The organism is Klebsiella sp. HMSC16C06 (assembly GCF_001808325.1).
Classification (GTDB): domain Bacteria; phylum Pseudomonadota; class Gammaproteobacteria; order Enterobacterales; family Enterobacteriaceae; genus Klebsiella; species Klebsiella variicola.
On record NZ_KV793006.1, the window covers coordinates 1 to 15,716 of the forward strand.

The following is a 15,716-nucleotide window of genomic DNA, read 5'->3' on the forward strand; positions in this document are numbered from 1 at the left end:
TGTGAGAGTAGGGAACTGCCAGGCATCAAATAAAACGAAAGGCTCAGTCGAAAGACTGGGCCTTTTGTTTTTGCGTTTTAAAAAGAACCCCGTCCCGAAAGGTGCGGGGTTTTTTGCTGTGTGGGTATGTCTCCCCGGTGGCGCTGCGCTTACCGGGGCTACGGATTCGCACCCGCCCTGCACGACCTGTAGCCCGGACAAGGTGCGCTGCACCGCCTCCGGGGAGGCCCCTGTCTGCCGATGCCATTCATTAACGTCTGTGTTAAGAAGCAACCCTACCGATAAACTGCTAATGCCTCTCTAACCAATTCGCAATAAATGTCGCGATCTGTTGAATATCATTTAAATCCAACTGCGGAAGCGAGGTCGCGATGGGCATATCGCTGGCCACGGCGATGGTATGTTCATCAATTATCAGCTCTTCTACACGATGGCCGCTGTTTTGCCGAAAAAGTAGGATCTTCGGCACGGGTTCATGCTTGAACCCCTCCACTAAAACCAGGTCCAGTTTGCTGGCATCCATTCGACTGACAAGCCACGTGAGATCTAATTCCGGCGTCTCTGGCGTCTCCGTCATCAACGCCCAGCGCTGTTCGCTGGCGACAATAGTCTGCGCAGCGCCCGCCTTACGTAATTCATAGCTATCTTTGCCGGGTTTATCGACGTCCATATCATGATGGGTATGTTTTATCAGCCCGGGACGCAGACCTCTGACGCAAAGCTCAGGGATAAGACGCTTTAATAATGTTGTTTTTCCAGTACCGCTCCATGCGGCGATCGCCAGTAATGGGGTCATGATGGCTCCTGCATCTGCTGCAAATCTTCAAGCGTATTTACATTGATGAACGCTGATTTCACATCGCTGAAATTCACCGGGCGCCCACCCACTTGTCGCATAAAGACCATCACCCTGCGCTCTCCATGAGCCAGATAAGCCTCCAGTTCCGGAATGATTTGACGATGAACTAATGCAACGGCGGGATGATCCCGTTCGCCGTCATGGGCCCAAACGACCGGTGCGGCCCCTCTCTGCTGGATAAAGCGCTCCACCAAAAAGGACGGAATGAACGGCGTGTCGCAGGGGCAAAAAACAAACCATGGGCTCGCGACCTGCTGCATCACAGCAAGCATTCCGGCCAGCGGCCCCTGATAACCCTTCTGTATGTCTCGAAAGACCGGATATCCGCTGGCACGCCACTGTTCAAGATGACGATTGGCGCTAATGACTAACTCATCTACCTGCGGGGCTAATGTCTCCGCGACGTGACGCCAGAGAGGGCGACCATTTAGCGCCTGTAATCCTTTATCAATGCCGCCCATTCGCGTGGCTTTGCCGCCTGCCAGCACGACGCCGGTTATCGCCTCGCTTTGCATCTGAATATCGCCTCTTTCATTGTGGGATTGACCCTGTTAACTTGTCCCTATCAAGAGTAAGGAGCATGACCATGAAATGTAAACGTCTGAATGAAGTAATTGAACTCCTCCAGCCTGCCTGGCAGAAAGAGCCTGAACTGAATCTGATGCAATTTTTGCAGAAACTGGCGAAAGAGGCTGGCTATGATGGCGAACTGAGCGATCTTTCCGACGATATTCTGATCTATCACCTGAAGATGCGTGACTCTTCTAAAGATGCTGTCATTCCCGGTATTCAGAAGGATTATGAAGAGGACTTTAAAACCGCGCTGCTGCGCGCCCGCGGGGTAATAAAAGAGTAAAAGGTTGTAAGCGCTGCCGCGTAAAGTGCAATGAGATGATATCCTGAACTATTCGTACGATTATCGGAAGTCAGGATGCACGATAAGGCTTTTACTTTTCAGACGCTTCGCCCGGATACCATTATCGATGGGTTATTCGATCTGGGTATGCGGGTGGACTCCGGTCTCACCCCGCTAAACAGCTATGAGAACCGCGTTTATCAGTTCCAGGACGAAGAGCGCCATCGCTATGTGGTAAAGTTCTATCGTCCTGAGCGCTGGTCCGCAGAACAGATCCTTGAAGAACACCAGTTTGCACTTCAGCTTGTAGAAGATGAAGTGCCCGTTGCTGCGCCGCTCTTCTTTAACGACAGCACGCTTCATCAGCATCAGGGATTCTACTTTGCCGTTTTCCCAAGCCTTGGCGGTCGTCAGTTCGAAGCGGATAACCTTGATCAGATGGAATGGGTTGGCCGCTATCTGGGGCGCCTGCACCAGACGGGCCGCAAACAGCGCTTTACTGCCCGCCCGGAAATTGGCGTCCAGGAGTACCTGCTGGAACCGCGCCAGGTGTTTGAACAGGCGACGCTGATCCCCTCTGGCCTGAAGGCCGATTTCCTGAAGGCGACCGATAAACTCATTGCTGCCGTCATGGAGCAATGGCACGGCCGCGGGAACACGTTACGCCTGCACGGTGACTGCCATGCGGGTAATATCCTCTGGCGCGACGGGCCACTGTTTGTCGACTTAGACGATGCGCGAACCGGCCCGGCGATTCAGGATCTGTGGATGCTGCTCAACGGTGATAAGGCTGAACAGCGTATGCAGCTGGAGACCATTGTCGAGGCCTATGAGGAATTCAGCCCCTTTAACAGCGATGAAATCGCGCTAATTGAACCTTTACGCGCTATGCGACTGGTTTATTATCTGGCGTGGTTGCTCAGACGCTGGGACGATCCCGCTTTCCCGGTCAATTTCCCCTGGTTAACCGGGGAGGATTACTGGCGGGGGCAGACGTCGACTTTTCTTGAGCAGGTGAAGGTTCTACAGGAACCCCCTCTTCAGTTAACGCCAATGTATTAATGTGATATATCCAGGAGAGAGTAAATCATGAAAAAAGTTTGGCTGGCGCTGGCTGGTATGATTCTGGCTTTTAGTGCATCCGCTGCCCAGATCACCGATGGCAAGCAGTACATCACCCTTGATAAGCCGATTGCTGGCGAGCCGCAGGTGCTCGAGTTCTTCTCATTCTACTGCCCGCACTGCTACCAGTTTGAAGAAGTGCTGCATGTTTCTGACAATGTGCGTCAGAAACTGCCGGAAGGCACCAAAATGACCAAATACCACGTTGAGTTCCTGGGCCCTCTGGGCAAGGATCTGACGCAGGCGTGGGCGGTGGCCATCGCGCTGGGTGTTGAAGATAAAATTACTGCGCCGATGTTCGAAGCCGTGCAGAAAACCCAGACCGTGCAGAGCGTGGCTGACATTCGTAAAGTGTTTGTCGACGCTGGCGTGAAAGGGGAAGACTACGATGCCGCATGGAATAGCTTCGTGGTGAAATCTCTGGTCGCTCAGCAAGAGAAAGCGGCAGCCGATCTGCAGCTGCAGGGGGTACCGGCTATGTATGTTAATGGTAAATACCAGCTGAACCCGCAGGGGATGGACACCAGCAATATGGATGTCTTCGTCGCTCAGTATGCGGATACCGTGAAGCAACTGGTAGAGAAGAAATAAAAAAAACGCCGGTCACTGACCGGCGTTACCTTAGCTGTTCTGGCAGTGGCTATCTTTCTTTGTCCCGCATGATGTCAGTCAACTGACGGTCTTTCTCTTCCCATAGCCCATTGAGCCAGCGCTGGAAGCCGCGCTTAAAGTTCTTATCGTTAACGTAATCGCCGTGCAGCTCTTCACCGATAGGAACCAGATTGATACGTACTACAATGCGCGTCAGGCGGCCGCTTAACATATCGTAAAACGGCTTTGTATTATTCTCCGGGTAGCACAGCGTGACATTCAGTAGTTTATCGAACTGCGAACCGAGCACGTTTAACGCCATGGCGATACCTGCCGCTTTAGGCGGTAGCAGGTTATCGTAAGGCGAGCGCGTCTCGTGCTTTTTGGCTTCGGTAAAACGCGAGCCTTCCACAAAATTGACGATAGTCGTCGGATGCGCGCGAAATTTTTCACATGAACGGCGGGTGGTTTCGACATCTTTACCGCGGCGTTCCGGGTGTCTAATAAGGTAACTGCGTGAATAGCGGCGCATAAAGGGCATATCCAACGCCCAGCAGGCGAGGCCGATGAAGGGTACCCACGCCAGCTGTTGTTTAAGGAAGTACTTATTCATCGGAATATGCTTGCGGAACAGCACGCACAGCACCACGATATCTGCCCAGCTATGGTGGTTACTGATCAGCAGATACCAGTTCTTTTTATTTAAGCCTTCCAGACCCTCGACGTCCCATTTAAGCCAGGGATTGAGATGCAACAGCAGCGCCAGCCCTTCGCACCAGCAATACATCATAAAATTGCAAAAAACAGATATAGAGCGCCATACCGCTGGAATGGGGACCAGCAGTTTAATCAGCCCGGCGACGATGATCGGTACAGAGCAGATAATGGTGACTAAGATGGTTAAGGCGATACTCAGCGGAAGTGTTATCGCAGCGAGTAATCTCGACATAGTTAGTTTATTCAGAAAGTTAGGCTGACAAAGAGCGCCTTTAAGCTGCGCAAGGGGCTGATTTTACCAGAAAACGCGGCAAATGACGGGTCTTACGAGAACAGAAAAAAACAAGGATCTTCTATCCACATGGAACATTGGGTCATCAAATTGATGCCAGGATCGTCGATCTGTTTTTAATTAACTGATATATAAAGAGTAATAGTATTTGTTCATTTATTTTCAGGGGCGGTAAAGCTGACGCTGTAAAACTATGCACAAAGTTATCCACAAGCAAAGTTCTTATGCGATCGCGACGATCGTTGAATCTTTTCCGCGAAATGCGGGAAAAATTCAGGATTTCATGCCCGTCTGTGGCATCCTTTACCCATAATCTGATAAACAGGCACGGAAATTATGGTTCAGATCCCAGAAAACCCTCTCATCCTCGTTGACGGCTCATCCTATCTTTATCGGGCGTATCATGCGTTTCCGCCGCTGACTAACAGCGCAGGGGAGCCGACCGGGGCTATGTACGGCGTACTGAATATGCTGCGCAGTTTGATCCTGCAGTATCAACCGACTCACGCCGTCGTGGTCTTTGATGCGAAAGGGAAAACCTTCCGTGATGAATTGTTCGAACATTACAAGTCCCACCGCCCGCCGATGCCGGACGATCTGCGCGCGCAGATTGAGCCGTTGCATAAGATGGTGAAAGCGATGGGGCTGCCGCTAATGGCAGTTCCGGGTGTTGAAGCCGACGATGTGATTGGCACCCTGGCGCGGGAAGCGGAAAGGGCGGGTCGTCCGGTGCTGATCAGCACCGGTGATAAAGACATGGCTCAGCTGGTGACGCCGGGGATCACCCTAATCAATACCATGACTAACACCATCCTTGGACCGGATGAGGTGGTCTCCAAGTATGGCGTCCCGCCGGAGCTGATTATCGATTTCCTGGCACTGATGGGCGACTCTTCGGATAACATTCCTGGCGTGCCGGGCGTGGGCGAGAAGACCGCCCAGGCGCTGCTGCAAGGCCTTGGCGGCCTTGATACGCTGTATGCGGAACCGGAGAAAATTGCTGCACTGAGCTTCCGCGGCGCGAAAACGATGGCGGCGAAGCTGGAGCAGAACAAGGACGTGGCTTATCTCTCTTATCAGCTGGCGACCATTAAAACCGACGTCGAGCTGGAGCTCACATGCGAAGAGCTGGAGGTGCAGCCACCGGCGGCTGACGATCTGCTGGCGCTGTTCAGGCAGTATGAGTTTAAGCGCTGGACAACCGACGTCGAGGCCGGGAAATGGCTGCAAGCGAAGGGCGGCAAACCGGCCGCTAAACCTGCAGAGCCTGCGGCAGCGGCACAGGCAGAAGCAGAGGATGAACCGGCCTCCGCCCTTTCAGCAGAGCACTACGTCACTATCCTTGATGAGGCCACGCTGGTCACCTGGATCGATAAGCTGAAGCAAGCGCCGCTCTTTGCCTTTGATACGGAAACCGACAGCCTGGATAATATCTCTGCCAATATGGTCGGTCTTTCATTCGCGGTTGAGCCTGGCGTGGCCGCCTATGTCCCTGTGGCGCATGATTATCTTGATGCGCCGGATCAGATCCCCCGCGAGCGCGTACTGGCGTTACTTAAACCGCTGCTGGAGGATGAGAAGCTGCTCAAGGTCGGGCAAAATCTCAAATACGATCGCGGTATTTTGGCCAACTATGACATTGAGCTGCGCGGGATTGCATTCGATACCATGCTGGAATCCTACATTCTCGACAGCGTGGCGGGCCGCCACGATATGGACAGTCTTTCCGACCGCTGGCTGAAGCATAAAACCATTACCTTTGAAGAGATCGCTGGTAAAGGTAAGAACCAGCTCACCTTTAACCAGATTGCACTGGAGGAGGCTGGCCGCTACGCGGCGGAAGATGCCGACGTCACGCTCCAGCTGCATCTGAAGATGTGGCCGAAGCTGCAGCAGCATGAAGGTCCGCTGAATATCTTTAAGCATATCGAAATGCCGCTGGTGCCGGTGCTGTCTCGGGTTGAGCGCAATGGTGTGAAAATCGACCCTGCCGTGCTGCATGCGCATTCCCAGGAGATCGCCCAGCGTCTGGTTGAGCTGGAGCAGCGCGCACATGAGATTGCCGGGGAAGCGTTTAATCTCTCCTCCACTAAACAGCTGCAAACGATCCTGTTTGAGAAACAGGGTATCAAGCCGCTGAAGAAAACGCCGGGTGGTGCGCCATCCACGTCTGAAGAGGTCCTGGAGGAGCTGGCGCTGGATTATCCGTTGCCAAAAGTGATTCTGGAGTATCGCGGGCTGGCGAAACTGAAGTCGACCTATACCGATAAACTGCCGCTGATGATTAACCCTAAAACGGGGCGCGTGCATACCTCCTATCATCAGGCGGTCACTGCCACTGGCCGTTTGTCGTCTACCGATCCAAACCTGCAAAATATTCCAGTGCGTAACGAAGAAGGACGGCGCATTCGCCAGGCGTTTATCGCGCCGGAAGATTACGTCATTGTCTCAGCGGACTACTCGCAAATCGAACTGCGTATTATGGCGCACCTGTCGCGGGATAAAGGCCTGCTGACCGCCTTCGCTGAAGGGAAAGATATTCACCGGGCGACGGCGGCTGAAGTGTTTGGCTTACTACTGGACAGCGTCAGCAGCGAACAGCGCCGCAGTGCGAAAGCCATCAACTTCGGTCTGATCTACGGCATGAGCGCCTTCGGCCTGGCCCGCCAGCTGAACATCCCGCGTAAAGAAGCACAGAAGTATATGGATCTTTATTTCGAGCGTTACCCGGGCGTCCTGGAGTATATGGAGCGCACCCGCGCTCAGGCGAAAGAGCAAGGGTACGTTGAAACGCTGGATGGCCGTCGACTCTATCTGCCGGATATTAAATCCAGCAATGGTGCCCGTCGCGCCGGCGCGGAACGTGCGGCGATCAACGCCCCGATGCAGGGGACTGCGGCAGACATTATCAAGCGGGCGATGATTGCTGTTGATGAATGGCTGCGGAAGGAGCAACCTCGCGTGCGGATGATCATGCAGGTTCACGATGAACTGGTCTTTGAAGTGCATAAAGATGAGCTCGATGCCGTGTCGAAAAAGATCCATGAACTGATGGAAAACAGCACTACGCTGGCGGTGCCGCTGCTGGTGGAAGTCGGTAGTGGTGAAAACTGGGATCAAGCGCACTAAGTATACAAAGCGCAAAGCGATTTTCTGTAAGTAAGCAACATAACTTATAGCGTTTTGTGAGGATCATTTGAATTTGCTATGTAAATAGTGAAAAAAAACTACAAAAAATGCTTTATCCGTGAGCGAAAGAAGAGTAGAGTTAATCGCGTAGGGTACAGAGGTAAGATGTTCTATCTTTCAGACCTTTTACTTCACGTAATCGGATTTGGCTGAATATTTTAGCCGCCCCGGTCATTTATGACCGGGGCGTTTTTTATTGCGCGAAAGAAAAGTTTGATGCAGTTAAAAGCGCGTAATATGAACGTCCGGATAGGGCGCTACGCGCCGTTATCCGGAAAAAGCGGGGGTTACTCGGCGTCTTCAACGGCTTCTTGCGGCGGGATTTCGTTAAACCAGCTATCCAGCTTCTGTCGCAGCTTATCCACGCCGGATTTTTTCAGCGAAGAGAAAGGTTCAACCTGAATATCGCCATTGAAGGCCAGTACCGCTTCACGCACCATATTCACTTGCGCTTTACGCGCGCCGCTGGCGAGCTTATCGGCTTTGGTCAACAGCACCAGCACCTGAATATCGCTTTCTACCGCCCACTCGATCATTTGCTGATCGAGATCTTTAAGCGGGTGGCGAATATCCATTAGCACCACCAGGCCCTTCAGGCACAGACGTTTTTCCAGGTACTCTCCCAGCGCGCGCTGCCACTTGATCTTCATCTCTTCAGGTACTTGCGCATAACCATAGCCGGGCAGGTCAACCAGGCGTTTGCCCTCGGCGACTTCGAACAGGTTAATCAGCTGCGTACGTCCAGGAGTCTTGGAGGTACGCGCCAGGCTCTTCTGGTTGGTCAGCGTATTTAGCGCGCTGGATTTTCCCGCGTTGGAGCGGCCGGCGAACGCCACTTCAATGCCGGTATCGGCAGGAAGATGGCGGATATCTGGCGCGCTAGTGACAAAGTGCGTCAGTTGATAATTCCAGTTGGTCAAGACGGTCGTCTCCGTTAAAACAGGCTATGGCAGGGATTATACCTGAACAGCAGAAAAAGGCTGTTTTTACCGCACGCCGTTCCTGTAAGTAAAAACCATATGGTTTGTGAGACATTGACTATTCTTCGTATAGGACATACCTGAGAAAAATAAGACGATACAGATGTAATTAACTGAAAAAAAACAAGTTATAAAAATAGAGAAATCTGAAAATGTTTTTTTAACGGCCTGGCTGGTTGTCGATTTTTGTCAACAGGGTAAAGTAATACACAACGGCGGGGACGCTGAAAGGATTAAGACTCAGGACGAGGGGTCAGGAAGCGCCAGGAGGCGAAGACCACAGGATAGTCAGGATGACGCGCGTCTTGGAGACGTTTCAAAGGGAAAAGGAAGAAACAGGGACCGTTGGACGCTAAGGGAAAGACAGGGTAAGTCGTTAGCGAACAGGGAAAGAAGAAGCCCGTTAAGGGTGGTCAGTGAGGAAAAAGGCGACAGAGTAATCTGTCGCCTTTTTTCTTTGCTTGCTTTCTGCTAGATTCCGCCTCAATTCTATACTGAATAATACTGTCTGAAGATTACACACCATGAAAAAACCGACATCCGCCACCCGTGGCAAATCCGGCCGCAAGTCGCGTGAAGAGTTAAATCAGGAAGCTCGCGATCGCAAACGGCAGAAGAAACATCGTGGCCACGCGGCAGGCAGTCGCGCGAACGGCGGCGATGCGGCTTCAGCGGGCAAAAAACAGAGCCAGACGCAAGACCCGCGCGTCGGCAGTAAAAAACCGATCCCGCTGGGCGTGAGCGAAAGCAGCACCCCAGCCCCCAAGCAGCATAAACCAAAGAGCGAGAAACCTATGCTTTCACCGCAGGCTGAGCTGGAGTTGCTGGAGAATGATGAGCGCCTGGACGCGCTGCTGGAACGTCTGGAAGAGGGGGGCACCCTGAATGCTGAAGAGCAGAGCTGGGTGGACGCCAAACTGGATCGCATTGATGAGCTGATGCAGCAGCTCGGCCTCTCTTACGATGACGAAGATGAAGAAGAGGAAGAGCGTCAGGAAGATATGATGCGTCTGCTGAAGGGTGGAAACTAACATTTGCATCCCATCGGATTCCCGGTACTGCTTATAACCCTTCTGGTTATATGTTATCTGCTGTGGTTATTCGTTAAACTACGACGGTTGTCGCGGCGTCAGAAATGGCTGCGCAACCGGCTCATGACCCGCGGTGCGGTGGGGCCGGGACGGCGTACCCGTCGGCGGCACCATCGGAAGGAGTGAGCATGTCTGAGCAGATAATCGACTGGGATCTGGCCCTGATCCAGAAATATAACTATTCCGGGCCGCGCTATACCTCGTATCCCACCGCGCTGGAGTTTTCACCGCAATTTGGCGCGGCGGAATTCGATGCCGCTGTGGCCCGTTACCCACAGCGTCCCCTGTCGCTGTACGTGCATATCCCGTTTTGCCATAAGCTGTGTTATTTCTGCGGCTGCAATAAGATAGTCACCCGCCAGCAGCATAAGGCCGATCAATATCTCGATGTCCTTGAACAGGAGATCATCCACCGCGCGCCGCTGTTTGCCAGTCGCCAGGTTAAGCAACTGCACTGGGGTGGCGGCACGCCAACCTATCTCAATAAGGCGCAAATCAGTCGCCTGATGGATCTGTTGCGCAGCCACTTCCATTTCAGCGCGGAAGCCGAGATCTCCATTGAGGTCGATCCACGTGAGATCGAGCTGGATGTCCTCGATCATTTACGCACCGAGGGTTTCAACCGCCTGAGTATGGGCGTGCAGGACTTCAATAAAGAGGTTCAGCGCCTGGTTAACCGTGAGCAGGACGAAGCGTTCATCTTTGATTTGCTCCACCATGCGCGGGAGATTGGTTTTACCTCAACCAATATCGACCTCATCTACGGCCTGCCGAAGCAAACGCCGGAGAGCTTCGCCTTTACCCTGCAAAAGGTCGCCGAGCTCAATCCTGACCGCCTGAGCGTGTTTAACTATGCGCATCTGCCCACGCTCTTTGCCGCACAGCGCAAAATTAAAGATGCCGATCTCCCCTCCGCTGAACAGAAGCTGGAGATCCTCCAGGAGACCATCGGCTCGCTGACGGCGGCAGGCTATCAGTTTATCGGCATGGACCACTTTGCTCGCCCAGACGATGAATTAGCGGTCGCGCAACGTCATGGCATACTGCACCGCAATTTCCAGGGTTACACCACCCAGGGGGATACCGATCTGCTGGGGATGGGCGTGTCCGCGATCAGCATGATTGGCGACAGCTACGCCCAGAACCAAAAAGAGCTGAAGCTGTACTACCAGCAGGTGGCAGAGCAAGGGGACGCTCTATGGCGCGGGATCGCGTTAACCCGCGATGACTGTTTACGTCGCGACGTGATTAAGGCGTTGATCTGTAATTTCCGTCTGGATATTGAGGCTGTAGAGGCGCAGTGGGATGTGGATTTTCAGTCTTATTTTGCCGAAGACCTGAAGCTGCTGGCGCCGCTGGCGCATGACGGGCTGGTGGCTGTGGATGATAAGGCCATTCAGGTGACGGCGAAAGGCCGACTGCTGATCCGCAATATCTGCATGTGCTTTGATGCCTATCTACGGCAAAAAGCTCGGATGCAACAGTTCTCCCGGGTCATTTAATGTTTTCCCCTCTCCCGCGGCCGCAGGAGAGGGGAACCATTAGCTGAACAGCCCGACCAGCGCAGCGCACAACACGGCAGCGACTGCCGTTTGTGGCGTGTGACTGGCTGCGGCGCCGCTCGATATCATACTCACCAGTGATTCAAACATGATGCTCTCCCCTAATGCCGGGCACGATCATACTCAACTCATCGGAACAGTAAAGTACAAAATAGCAGCACTTTGCGCTGAACGGCTAATTTTCATAATGCCGTTAATCACTACTCCATTCCCAGCTCTTTTAGCTTACGCGTCAGGGTATTACGACCCCATCCCAGCAGACGCGCAGCCTCCTGCTTGTGCCCCTGGGTATGGCGCAGGGCGGTCGTCAGCAGCGTGCGCTCCATTTCGGGTTGCGCTTCTGAGAGCAGGTTTTGATGACCGGATCGCAACGCCCGATCGGCCCACTGACCCAGCAGCGTCGCCCAGCTGTCGGGCTGCATCTGCGTCGGGCTGTCCGGAACCGTGGTCTCAAACAGTTCGCTCGGCAGATCCTGCGTCAGTACCTCCTGGCCGGCGGCCATGACGGTGAGCCAGCGACAGGTGTTTTCCAGCTGACGGACGTTGCCAGGCCACGCCAGGCGTGTCAGCGCTGTCTCCGTTTCCGGATGCAACTGTTTGGCTTCAACACCGAGCTCGCGGGCGGCTATCTGCAGAAAATGGCGGGCCAGGCGTGGAATATCTTCCCGGCGCTCGCGCAGCGGCGGTAAATGCACTCGGATCACGTTCAGGCGGTGGAACAAATCTTCACGGAATTTCCCCTCCTGCACGCGCTGTTCCAGGTTCTGGTGGGTGGCGGCGATGATCCGCACATCGACCTTCACCGGCGCGTAACCGCCCACGCGATAAAACTGGCCATCCGCCAGCACGCGCAGCAGACGAGTCTGGACATCAAGCGGCATATCGCCAATTTCATCCAGGAATAGCGTGCCGCCGTCAGCCTGTTCGAAGCGTCCCTGGCGGACGGTATTGGCGCCGGTAAAGGCCCCTTTTTCATGCCCGAACAGCTCGGACTCAATCAGGTCTTTGGGTATTGCCGCCATATTCAGTGCGATAAACGGCGCTTTTGAACGTGGGCTATGACGATGCAGGGCGTGAGCGACGAGCTCTTTACCGGTACCGGATTCGCCATTAATCAGCACGCTGATGGATGATCGCGACAAACGGCCAATAATGCGAAAGACATCCTGCATTGCCGGCGCTTCGCCGATGATGTCGGCAGTTGGGCTGCTTATTGGCGCATTTCGCGGCTGTTGCTGCTCCTGATAGTGGCTTATCGCCCGGTCGACCAGGGCGACGGCTTCATCAATATCAAAAGGTTTGGGCAGATAATCAAACGCGCCTTGCTGATAAGCGCTGACCGCAGCGTCCAGATCGGAATGTGCGGTCATTATGATGACCGGAAGCATTGGATGACGCTGCTTAATCTGTTTGAGCAGCGCCAGACCATCCATTCCCGGCATACGGATATCTGACAGCAGTACATCCGGGGTTTTGGTGGTGAGGGCATCTAGCACCTCATTGCCGCTTTCGAACGTTGTGCAGCTCAAGCCGGCTCCGGTGAGCGCGCGTTCAAGCACCCAGCGGATGGAGCTATCGTCATCAACGATCCAGGCTATCCCTCGTTGCATAAACACCTCTACTTCCGAATAGGCAGGTATACCGAAAATTCGGTATGACCCGGCCAGCTGGTGAATTCAATTTTGCCGGAGTGCTGATCGATAAGGCTGCGGGCGATAGATAAGCCCAGGCCGGTACCGCCTTCGCGGCCGCTGACCATCGGATAAAACAGCGTATCCTGGAGATGGGGCGGAATACCCGGGCCATTATCTTCAACGTCAATACGTGCGGCGAGGCGATAACGCACCCCGTGCAGCGTCAGCTGGAAAGCGGTGCGGGTGCGGAGAACAATTTCGCCCCCTTCCGGCCCCAGCGCCTGCAGCGCATTACGGACGATGTTCAGCAACACCTGTTCAATTTGATCCGGGTCGTGGGGCAGCTCTGGTAGGCTGGGGTCGTAATCACGGATTAACTTCACGTTGTCCGGTAACTCCATGGAGACCAGTTTCACTACCCGCTCGGCGACTTTATGGATACTTTCAGTAACGTGCATGCCCGGATGCTGTGGCCCAAGCAGGCGATCGACCAGATTTCTCAGCCGGTCAGCCTGCTCGATGATCACTTTGGTATATTCCGTTAGCGCCGGGTCGGGCAGGGCTTTGCTGAGCAGCTGTGCCGCGCCGCGCAGGCCGCCTAACGGATTTTTTATCTCATGTGCCAGGCCGCGGACCAGATCGCGGGCGGCGACCTGCTGCGCGTGCTGCAGCTGCTCCTGGCTCAGGCGGCGCTGGTTATCCATCGGCGCCATTTCCAGCAGAATAAAGCCTTCCGGCAGCCGCTGGGCGGTCAGCGACAGGATGTGCGAGCGGCCATCAATAACCAGCGTGACTTCGTTATCGGTAAACCCCTGGCCCGCCTGCAGGCTCTCCTGCATCAGCCCGATATTCAACGAAAAATAGCTCAACAGCTCAGGTAACGGGGTGCCAAACAGCTTGCGTGAACTTTGCGCCAGCAGCTGCTGCGCCGCAGGATTGGCAAAGTGCACCGCCAGGTCATCATCGACCAGTAAGATACTGTTGATAAGAGAGTTGAGGATCTGCCCAGCATCGGGCAGTGTGCCTGTTGCCATTCGACAGTCTCCTGAAAAAGAGTGCACCAATTTAGTGCAGTATAGCTTTTTATCGGTAAAAAGCTCGCGAGATCAGCGTGTTGGTGGAGAAAAAAGCCCATCCTGAGATGGGCTGAAAGTTTCCACGGCAACAAAATATCCCGGGCATCCCGCGCCACAACACGACATACCCTGGATTTACAGCAAAATTAGACGCTGTAGTACAGTTCGAACTCAACCGGATGCGGAGTCATGCGTACGCGGTCGTTCTCTTCCAGACGCAGGGCGATGTAAGCATCGATAGCGTCATTGGTGAACACGCCGCCAGCCGTCAGGAACTCGCGGTCAGCATCCAGGGCCTGCAGGGCTTCTTCCAGAGAGCCTGCAACCTGCGGGATCTCTTTCGCTTCTTCCGGCGGCAGGTCATACAGGTTTTTGTCCATTGCTTCGCCCGGATGGATTTTGTTCTTGATACCATCAAGGCCAGCCATCAGCAGCGCCGCAAAGCACAGGTACGGGTTGGCAGCCGGGTCCGGGAAGCGCACTTCGATACGACGCGCTTTCGGAGAGGTCACCACCGGAATACGGATGGAGGCAGAGCGGTTACGCGCAGAGTAAGCCAGCATAACCGGCGCTTCGTAACCCGGGACCAGACGCTTGTAGGAGTTGGTGGTCGGGTTCGCCAGGGCGTTGATAGCTTTAGCGTGTTTGATTACGCCGCCGATGTAGAACAGCGCCTGCTCAGACAGACCTGCGTATTTGTCGCCGGAGAACAGGTTAGTCCCGTTTTTCGCCAGAGACATATGGCAGTGCATGCCGGAGCCGTTATCGCCGAACATTGGTTTCGGCATAAAGGTCGCGGTTTTACCGAAGCGGTGAGCGACGTTGTGAACAACGTATTTGTAAATCTGAATTTCGTCCGCTTTTTTGGTCATGGTGTTGAAGCGGGTTGCCACTTCGTTCTGACCTGCGGTAGCCACTTCGTGGTGGTGAGCTTCAACAACCAGGCCCATCTCTTCCATGATCATACACATGGTGGAACGGATATCCTGAGAAGAGTCTACTGGCGGAACCGGGAAGTAACCCCCTTTCACGCCCGGACGGTGACCTTTGTTACCGCCTTCGTATTTGGTGGAGGAGTTCCACGCACCTTCGATGTCATCGATCGCGACATGGGAGCCGGAGATAGAGGCGCCAAAACGGATGTCGTCGAACAGGAAGAATTCTGGTTCTGGCCCGAACAGGACGGTGTCAGCGATGCCGGTGGCGCGCAGGTACTCTTCAGCGCGTTTCGCGATGGAGCGCGGGTCACGGTCATAGCCCTGCAGGGTGCCTGGCTCGAGGATATCGCAGCGGATGATCAGGGTCGGTTCTTCGTAGAACGGGTCAATGACCGCGGTGGAAGCGTCCGGCATCAGGACCATGTCAGATTCGTTGATACCTTTCCAGCCACCGATCGAGGAGCCATCAAACATTTTGCCTTCTTCGAAGAATTCGGCATTTACCTGATGAGACGGAATCGTGACGTGCTGTTCTTTACCTTTGGTATCGGTGAAGCGCAGATCGACAAACTTCACTTCGTGCTCGTTCAGCATCGTCAAAACGTGTTCAGCGGACATACTTAAACTCTCCCGGATTGGTCATTGTCGTCGTGGTAACGAAAACTTCATACTGCTTAAAAGTGGCGTTGTTGCCTTAAAAAATATAAAGCGAAATCTGTGCCAACTTTTAAATGCCCTATAAAACGCTGTATCATGCGCACCATAGTGCAAAAGGACTGCACCATGATGGAGATAATGCACCAAAGTAG

The 15,716-nt window shown here is 53.9% G+C and carries 14 protein-coding genes; 6 read left to right on the plus strand and 8 right to left on the minus strand.

Annotated features, from left to right (window positions below; translation table 11 throughout):
• Nucleotides 1-289: 289 nt before the first annotated feature.
• A complete protein-coding gene (gene mobB, locus HMPREF3142_RS15835) occupies nt 290-796 on the minus strand; it encodes a molybdopterin-guanine dinucleotide biosynthesis protein MobB (protein ID WP_008807921.1) in 507 nt (168 codons plus the stop codon).
• Nucleotides 793-1,374: a molybdenum cofactor guanylyltransferase MobA gene (gene mobA, locus HMPREF3142_RS15840; RefSeq protein WP_032741506.1), complete on the minus strand. Its 582-nt coding sequence runs from the start codon at nt 1,372-1,374 to the stop codon at nt 793-795. The genes mobB and mobA overlap by 4 nt, the downstream gene beginning before the upstream one ends.
• Nucleotides 1,375-1,445: 71 nt before the next feature.
• Between mobA and HMPREF3142_RS15845 the strand changes: the two genes are divergently transcribed.
• The 3 genes from HMPREF3142_RS15845 to dsbA all read left to right on the plus strand — a co-directional run bounded on the left by HMPREF3142_RS15845 (nt 1,446) and on the right by dsbA (nt 3,428).
• Entirely contained in the window at nt 1,446-1,715 is a 270-nt protein-coding gene (locus tag HMPREF3142_RS15845; protein ID WP_002882612.1) for a YihD family protein, read from the plus strand.
• Nucleotides 1,716-1,790: 75 nt separating this feature from the next.
• Nucleotides 1,791-2,777 (plus strand): serine/threonine protein kinase, encoded by a 987-nt coding sequence (locus HMPREF3142_RS15850; RefSeq protein ID WP_008807918.1) that lies wholly within the window; start codon nt 1,791-1,793, stop codon nt 2,775-2,777.
• 27 nt (nt 2,778-2,804) lie between these two features.
• Nucleotides 2,805-3,428 (plus strand): thiol:disulfide interchange protein DsbA, encoded by a 624-nt coding sequence (gene dsbA, locus HMPREF3142_RS15855; RefSeq protein WP_008807917.1) that lies wholly within the window; start codon nt 2,805-2,807, stop codon nt 3,426-3,428.
• Nucleotides 3,429-3,477: 49 nt separating this feature from the next.
• On the opposite strand, the gene HMPREF3142_RS15860 is transcribed toward dsbA, so the two are convergent.
• A complete protein-coding gene (locus HMPREF3142_RS15860; RefSeq protein WP_008807916.1) occupies nt 3,478-4,377 on the minus strand; it encodes an acyltransferase in 900 nt (299 codons plus the stop codon).
• 396 nt (nt 4,378-4,773) lie between these two features.
• Here HMPREF3142_RS15860 and polA point away from each other — a divergent pair, with 396 nt between their 5' ends.
• The gene (gene polA / locus HMPREF3142_RS15865) at nt 4,774-7,566 is read left to right on the plus strand and encodes a DNA polymerase I (protein ID WP_070612217.1); all 2,793 of its coding nucleotides are present in this window, start codon (nt 4,774-4,776) and stop codon (nt 7,564-7,566) included.
• A 347-nt stretch (nt 7,567-7,913) separates the two neighbouring features.
• Here the strand turns inward: polA and yihA are convergent, their stop codons facing one another.
• Nucleotides 7,914-8,546, minus strand: coding sequence for a ribosome biogenesis GTP-binding protein YihA/YsxC (gene yihA / locus HMPREF3142_RS15870; protein ID WP_008807914.1), 633 nt, complete (start codon nt 8,544-8,546; stop codon nt 7,914-7,916).
• Nucleotides 8,547-9,130: 584 nt separating this feature from the next.
• On the opposite strand from yihA, the gene yihI reads away from it, so the two are divergent.
• Both yihI and hemN read left to right on the plus strand, forming a co-directional pair.
• Nucleotides 9,131-9,637 carry a Der GTPase-activating protein YihI gene (gene yihI / locus HMPREF3142_RS15875; protein WP_008807913.1) on the plus strand — a complete coding sequence of 169 codons (507 nt, stop codon included), beginning with the start codon at nt 9,131-9,133 and terminating at the stop codon, nt 9,635-9,637.
• A gap of 188 nt (nt 9,638-9,825) precedes the next feature.
• Nucleotides 9,826-11,199, plus strand: coding sequence for an oxygen-independent coproporphyrinogen III oxidase (gene hemN, locus HMPREF3142_RS15880; RefSeq protein ID WP_008807912.1), 1,374 nt, complete (start codon nt 9,826-9,828; stop codon nt 11,197-11,199).
• 39 nt (nt 11,200-11,238) lie between these two features.
• On the opposite strand, the gene HMPREF3142_RS29075 is transcribed toward hemN, so the two are convergent.
• The 4 genes from HMPREF3142_RS29075 to glnA form a co-directional block, all read right to left on the minus strand.
• Entirely contained in the window at nt 11,239-11,349 is a 111-nt protein-coding gene (locus HMPREF3142_RS29075; protein WP_004152951.1) for a YshB family small membrane protein, read from the minus strand.
• Nucleotides 11,350-11,459: 110 nt separating this feature from the next.
• Nucleotides 11,460-12,869, minus strand: a complete 1,410-nt coding sequence (gene glnG / locus HMPREF3142_RS15885) for a nitrogen regulation protein NR(I) (RefSeq protein ID WP_008807911.1) — start codon at nt 12,867-12,869, stop codon at nt 11,460-11,462.
• A gap of 8 nt (nt 12,870-12,877) precedes the next feature.
• Nucleotides 12,878-13,927 carry a nitrogen regulation protein NR(II) gene (gene glnL, locus HMPREF3142_RS15890; protein WP_008807910.1) on the minus strand — a complete coding sequence of 350 codons (1,050 nt, stop codon included), beginning with the start codon at nt 13,925-13,927 and terminating at the stop codon, nt 12,878-12,880.
• Between the two features lie 188 nt (nt 13,928-14,115).
• Nucleotides 14,116-15,525: a glutamate--ammonia ligase gene (glnA, locus tag HMPREF3142_RS15895; protein ID WP_004203622.1), complete on the minus strand. Its 1,410-nt coding sequence runs from the start codon at nt 15,523-15,525 to the stop codon at nt 14,116-14,118.
• Nucleotides 15,526-15,716: the final 191 nt, after the last annotated feature.

Bases quoted from the DNA above. Each gene is read 5' to 3' on its own strand.
- HMPREF3142_RS29075 (WP_004152951.1), bottom strand. From the start codon at position 11,349: ATGTTTGAATCACTGGTGAGTATGATATCGAGCGGCGCCGCAGCCAGT.
- HMPREF3142_RS15860 (WP_008807916.1), bottom strand. From the start codon at position 4,377: ATGTCGAGATTACTCGCTGCGATAACACTTCCGCTGAGTATCGCCTTA.
- polA (WP_070612217.1), top strand. From the start codon at position 4,774: ATGGTTCAGATCCCAGAAAACCCTCTCATCCTCGTTGACGGCTCATCC.
- yihI (WP_008807913.1), top strand. From the start codon at position 9,131: ATGAAAAAACCGACATCCGCCACCCGTGGCAAATCCGGCCGCAAGTCG.
- glnL (WP_008807910.1), bottom strand. From the start codon at position 13,927: ATGGCAACAGGCACACTGCCCGATGCTGGGCAGATCCTCAACTCTCTT.
- glnA (WP_004203622.1), bottom strand. From the start codon at position 15,525: ATGTCCGCTGAACACGTTTTGACGATGCTGAACGAGCACGAAGTGAAG.
- mobB (WP_008807921.1), bottom strand. From the start codon at position 796: ATGACCCCATTACTGGCGATCGCCGCATGGAGCGGTACTGGAAAAACA.
- mobA (WP_032741506.1), bottom strand. From the start codon at position 1,374: ATGCAAAGCGAGGCGATAACCGGCGTCGTGCTGGCAGGCGGCAAAGCC.
- hemN (WP_008807912.1), top strand. From the start codon at position 9,826: ATGTCTGAGCAGATAATCGACTGGGATCTGGCCCTGATCCAGAAATAT.
- glnG (WP_008807911.1), bottom strand. From the start codon at position 12,869: ATGCAACGAGGGATAGCCTGGATCGTTGATGACGATAGCTCCATCCGC.
- HMPREF3142_RS15845 (WP_002882612.1), top strand. From the start codon at position 1,446: ATGAAATGTAAACGTCTGAATGAAGTAATTGAACTCCTCCAGCCTGCC.
- HMPREF3142_RS15850 (WP_008807918.1), top strand. From the start codon at position 1,791: ATGCACGATAAGGCTTTTACTTTTCAGACGCTTCGCCCGGATACCATT.
- dsbA (WP_008807917.1), top strand. From the start codon at position 2,805: ATGAAAAAAGTTTGGCTGGCGCTGGCTGGTATGATTCTGGCTTTTAGT.